Origin of the sequence: Microbacterium sp. (assembly GCF_036277215.1) — a bacterium.
Taxonomy (GTDB): domain Bacteria; phylum Actinomycetota; class Actinomycetes; order Actinomycetales; family Microbacteriaceae; genus Microbacterium.
In genome coordinates this window covers 1-5078 of sequence record NZ_DASUNI010000254.1, presented here as the reverse complement: position 1 = coordinate 5078, position 5078 = coordinate 1, and the positions used below count along the sequence as shown (strand labels likewise).

General features: G+C 66.5%; 4 protein-coding genes and 1 pseudogene. 4 read left to right on the top strand and 1 reads right to left on the bottom strand.

Features of this window, described 5'->3' with window-relative positions; all coding sequences use genetic code 11:
• Nucleotides 1-57 precede the first annotated feature (57 nt).
• Together VFX99_RS12635 and VFX99_RS12630 are read left to right on the top strand one after the other, a co-directional pair.
• A complete protein-coding gene (locus VFX99_RS12635) occupies nucleotides 58-942 on the top strand; it encodes a transglutaminase family protein (RefSeq protein ID WP_329666646.1) in 885 nt (294 codons plus the stop codon).
• Nucleotides 943-976: 34 nt separating this feature from the next.
• The gene (locus VFX99_RS12630; protein WP_329666645.1) at nucleotides 977-1993 is read left to right on the top strand and encodes a zinc-binding metallopeptidase family protein; all 1017 of its coding nucleotides are present in this window, start codon (nucleotides 977-979) and stop codon (nucleotides 1991-1993) included.
• A gap of 7 nt (nucleotides 1994-2000) precedes the next feature.
• On the opposite strand, the gene VFX99_RS12625 is transcribed toward VFX99_RS12630, so the two are convergent.
• Complete coding sequence (locus VFX99_RS12625) at nucleotides 2001-2699, bottom strand: TetR/AcrR family transcriptional regulator (RefSeq protein WP_329666644.1); 699 nt, start codon at nucleotides 2697-2699, stop codon at nucleotides 2001-2003.
• Between the two features lie 204 nt (nucleotides 2700-2903).
• Between VFX99_RS12625 and VFX99_RS12620 the strand changes: the two genes are divergently transcribed.
• Both VFX99_RS12620 and VFX99_RS12615 read left to right on the top strand, forming a co-directional pair.
• Nucleotides 2904-4436 carry an ABC transporter substrate-binding protein gene (locus VFX99_RS12620; protein WP_329666643.1) on the top strand — a complete coding sequence of 511 codons (1533 nt, stop codon included), beginning with the start codon at nucleotides 2904-2906 and terminating at the stop codon, nucleotides 4434-4436.
• Between the two features lie 66 nt (nucleotides 4437-4502).
• Nucleotides 4503-5078, top strand: a pseudogene (locus VFX99_RS12615) (ABC transporter permease); the annotation flags it as partial.

Sequence of the window (5078 nt, the reverse complement as noted above, 5' to 3'; positions counted from 1 at the left end):
GAATGACCTCGTGAACCGTCGCAAGGTCGAGGGCGGTGCATGCGAATGAGGTATCGCGTGACCCACCGCACGACGTACTCGTACGACGACGACGTGCGCAGCAGCTTCGGCCTGGCCCACCTGCGGCCGCGCGAGCTGCCGTGGCAGCAGGTGTCGTCGCGCGGAGTGTCGATCGATCCGGCGCCGGGTGACATCACGGACGACACCGACTGCTACGGCAACGTCGTGTCGTACTTCCACGTGAACGAACCGCACCTGCAGCTGACCATCGACGCCGCCAGCGAAGTGTCGGTCGTGCCCACCACCTACGACCAGGACGCGCTCGCCGAGCCGTGGGAGCGAGCGCGCCCCATCTTGAATCCGACGATCTCGCCCGGCGCGTGGGCGGCGACCGAGTTCGCGCTGGAGTCCCCGAAAGCGCGGCACGTCGACGCGGCGCATGAGTACGCTTCGGCATCCCTCACGCTCGGCCGGCCCATCGGCGAGGCGCTCACGGATCTGATGCACCGCATCAAGACGGACTTCCACTACGACAAGACCGCGACGACGGTGACCAGCACTGTCGCCGACGTCTTCGAGACGCGCGCGGGCGTGTGCCAGGACTTCGCGCATCTCGCGCTCGCGTGCCTTCGCAGCCACGGCATGGCCGCTCGGTACGTCAGCGGATACCTGGCGACGCGGCGCACGCCGGGCAAGCCGCGGCTCATCGGGGCGGATGCCTCGCACGCGTGGGTCGCGACGTGGATTCCCGGGTCGGATCAGTGGCTCGCCTTCGACCCGACGAACGACCAGCTGGTCTCCGACCGCCATGTCACCGTGGCGTGGGGCCGGGACTACGGCGATGTGCCCCCCGTGAAGGGTGTGATCTTCACCGAGGCGAAGAAGTCGACCCTGCGCGTGGCGGTCGACGTCGCACCGATCGAGGACGAACCGCAAGGGTGATCTTCGCCGACCGGGAGTGTGCGACTCTGGGCGGGTGAAGTCCTATCGCTGCCGGGTGTGCAGCAGCCCGCTCTACTTCGAGAACTCGATCTGCGTCTCGTGCGGCGTCGGCCTCGGCTACTCGCGCGACGAGGGCGAGATCGTGCCGGTAGGCCTGGACGGACGCTACATCGACGCGTCTGGCCTGATCTGGCATGTGTGCCGCAACCTCAACCTGTCGGGCTGCACATGGCTCGCGCCGCTCGAGGGCGGCCAGTGCTTCAGCTGCTCGCTGACCCGTACGCGGCCCAACGACGCGGATCTCGTCGGCCTCGCCAACTTCCCGGTGGCGGAGCGCGCCAAGCGCCACGTCGTCGCCGAGCTCGACCGCCTCGGATTCGCGGTCATCGGAAAGGATGCCGCCATCGGCGGAGACCCGGTGAACGGACTGTGCTTCGACCTGCTGTCCAGCACCGACCGCAGCGTCCTCACCGGCCACGAGGACGGCGTGATCACGATCGATCTGGCCGAGAGCGATCCGGCATATCGGGAGCGCCTGCGCGGCGAGCTCGACGAGCCGTACCGCACGATGCTCGGCCATTTCCGCCACGAGATCGGGCACTACTTCGAGTGGCAGCTGGTGGAGGTTGCCGGCGACGCGGAGCGCTTGAGCCGGTGCCGCGCGCTCTTCGGCGACGAGACGGCCGACTACCAGGCGGCGATCGACCGGCACTATTCGGAGGGTGCGCCCGCAGGGTGGGAGCAGTCCTACCTCACGAACTACGCGACGATGCACCCATACGAGGATTTCGCCGAGACGTGGGCCCACTTCCTGCACATCTGCGACACCATCGAGACGGCATCCGAGTACGGACTGACGGCCGTCGCGGGTGTCGATGCCTTCTCGCTGTTCAGCGACCTGGTCACCGGGGTCTGGATTCCGCTGTCGACCGCCCTCAACATGATCAACCGGTCGATGGGCAAAGATGACCTGTATCCGTTCGTCATCCCGTCGCCCGTGCTCGACAAGCTGGAGTTCGTCGCGTCGCTGCGCGGTGGGCGCCGCGCCTGAGGTCCGATCAGTCCTGCGGCGACGCCGCGGCCAGGGCAGGGAGGTCGTCGATGAGCGCGACGTCGTCGAGCATCGACACCCCGTCGAAGTCGATGTCCACGAAGGAGCGGAAGAAGGTCTTCAGCTCCTCCGCCATGTCGACGACGTCACGGTCGAGCAGCCATTGCACCTGCAGCCCGTCCATCATGGCGATCGTCGCCACCGCGGCCCGCTGCGGGGTCACCCCGTCCCTGAGTCGCCCCTGCGCCTGAAGCGACTCGAACGCCCGCCTGATGTTGGAGCGGGTGAATTCGTATCGCCCGACGAAATACTCGTGTGCGGGATGATCGGGTGCGGTGGCTTCGGATGAGAGCACGCAGTACAGCTCGACCACGCCTGGGACCGAGGCGTTGTAGGCGGCGAGCTGGACGAGGCCCTGCAGCGTCACCCCGCCGTCCACGTCGTCGAAGATGACCCGCTGCTGCGAGTGCTGGTCGCGGCGATCGAGCACGGCGGCCAGCAGGGTGCTCTTGTTCGGAAAGTGGTGCAGAAGCCCGGCTTCGCTCATGCCCACCTTCTGCGCGACGTCGCGCAGCGAGCCTGAGCGATAGCCGAACTCGGCGAACACCTCGAGGGCGGCATCCAGGATCGCGGTGCGTTTGGCGCCGGTCTTCGCATACTCGCCGCGCGGCTTCCGAGTGCGGGATGGTGACGGGGTCTCGGTCATCATCTCCTCCGAATCATCGACTGCTTCGTCTGTGTTTGTAGAGCCATCTTGGCCTGGTCCCCGCCATTGTGGGCCCAAAATCGACAAAAACCTAGCGATCGCTAGAAATTTGCGTGAAAACCTAGTGCTCGCTCGGATTTGCTGTTACGGTCGACCTTACCGGCGATCCGCAGTGGTATCGCCCTTACCAAGAGGACTTCGAAGATGATCCGATGGAAGAAGGCCGCGGCAGCAGCGGCCATTGCCGCCACCGCCGCACTCGCACTGTCGAGCTGCGCCGGCGGAGGCTCGGACGGCGGCGGTGAAGGCAGCGGAGGATCGCTCATCATCGGTGCCATCACGGCACCGACGACTTACGACCCGGCCGGCTCGGAGTGGGGCAACCGGTCGCCCTACTACCAGGCCGTGTTCGACACGCTCCTGCTCGCCACCCCCGAGGGCACGATCGAGCCCTGGCTCGCCACCGAGTGGTCGTACAACGAGGACAACACGGTCCTGACTCTCGCCATCCGCGACGATGTCACCTTCAGCGACGGGTCCGAGCTCACGTCGGAGGACGTGGTCGCGACGATGCAGCGCTCCAAGGACGGATCTGGGCCCGACAAGGGCTACTTCACCAACGTGACGACCATCGAGGCGCCCGATCCGCAGACGGTCGTCCTGACGCTCAGCGCACCCGACCCCGCGCTACTCAGCTACCTCACCCGCACCGCCGGGCTCGTGGCGGCCTCGGAGTCCCTCGAGAGCCCCGACGTCGAGACCACGCCGGTCGGCTCCGGTCCCTACATCCTCGACACGGCGGCCACCGTCACGGGCTCTAGCTACTCGTACACGGCGAACCCGGACTACTGGAACCCCGACGTGCAGCACTACGACAACCTGACGATCAACGTGCTCGACACCCCGACGGCCGCGCTGAACGCGATCAAGGCCGGCGAGGCGAACGGTGTTCGATTGTCCACCGTTGACAACCTCACCGAGGTGGAGGCGGCCGGTTGGACGCTCAACTCGAACGAACTGGATTTCCAGGGTCTGCTGCTGCTCGACCGCGACGGCACGATGGCCCCCGAGCTCGCCGACGTGCGTGTTCGTCAGGCTCTCAACCACGCCTTCGACCGCGACGCGATGCTGACGGCCCTGCAGGCCGACCATGGCACCGTCACCACGCAGGTGTTCCCGGAGTCGAGCGACGCGTACGACCCGGCGCTCGACGACATGTACCCGTACGATCCCGAGAAGGCGAAGGACCTGCTGGCCGAGGCGGGCTACGCCGACGGCTTCACGCTCTCGATGCCGTCGTCGCCGCTGCTGGGTGAGACCACGTACACCCTCATCTCGCAGCAGCTGGAAGAGATCGGGATCACGGCCCAGTACACCGAGCCGGGGGCGAACTTCATCGCCGATCTGCTGGCGCCGAAGGTCCCCGCGGCCTACATGGCGCTGGAGCAGAACCCCGACGGGCAGCTGATCCAGTTCATGATCGCTCCGCCGGCGGTCTTCAACCCCTTCCACACCGAGACCGACGAAGTCAACCAGCTGATCCAGGAGATCCAGTACGGTGACGAGGCCACGCAGGCGGAGAAGGCCAAGGAGCTCAACAAGTACATCGTCGAGCAGGCCTGGTTCGCCCCGTTCTACCGGGTCGAGGGTGTCTTCGCGACGGATGCCAACACCAAAGCGGTGATGCTGCCGACGAACGCGTACCCCGCGATCTACGACATCGAGCCCGCGAACTGATGATCTCCCGGCCCGCCCGCCCTTCGGGGCGGGGGGGCCGGGACACCAACCACAGGAGCTCATCGCATGCTCACGTTCATCATCCGGCGCATCCTCGCCGGCATCGTCCTCCTCTTCGTCATCTCGTTCGTCGCCTTCATAATCCTCTACGTGGGCAGCGGCGACATCGCCCGCAGGATCCTCGGACAGAACGCCACGGCCGAGACCGTCGCGCAGAAGGCGGAGGAGCTGGGTATCAATCGCCCGATTCTCGTGCAGTACTGGGACTGGCTGACCTCAGCGGTCACCGGTGACTTCGGCCGGTCGTGGTTCACGGGCCAGCTCGTCTCGGTCAGCCTCTCGAGTCGCCTCGCCGTCACCCTCTCGATCGTCATCGGAGCGATCCTCGTCTCCGCGATCCTGTCGGTGCTCCTGGGCGTGCTGGCAGCGCGGCGGGGTGGTGGGGTCGACGGCACCGTCCAGTTCATCTCCATGCTGGGCTTCGCGATCCCCGGCTTCCTCGTCGCCCTGTTCCTGGTGCTGATCTTCGCGATCAACCTCGGCTGGTTCAAGGCGACCGGGTACATACCGATCACGACATCCTTCACCGGTTGGCTCTCGTCGGTCACCCTGCCCATCGCAGCTCTTGCCCTCGGGGCGATC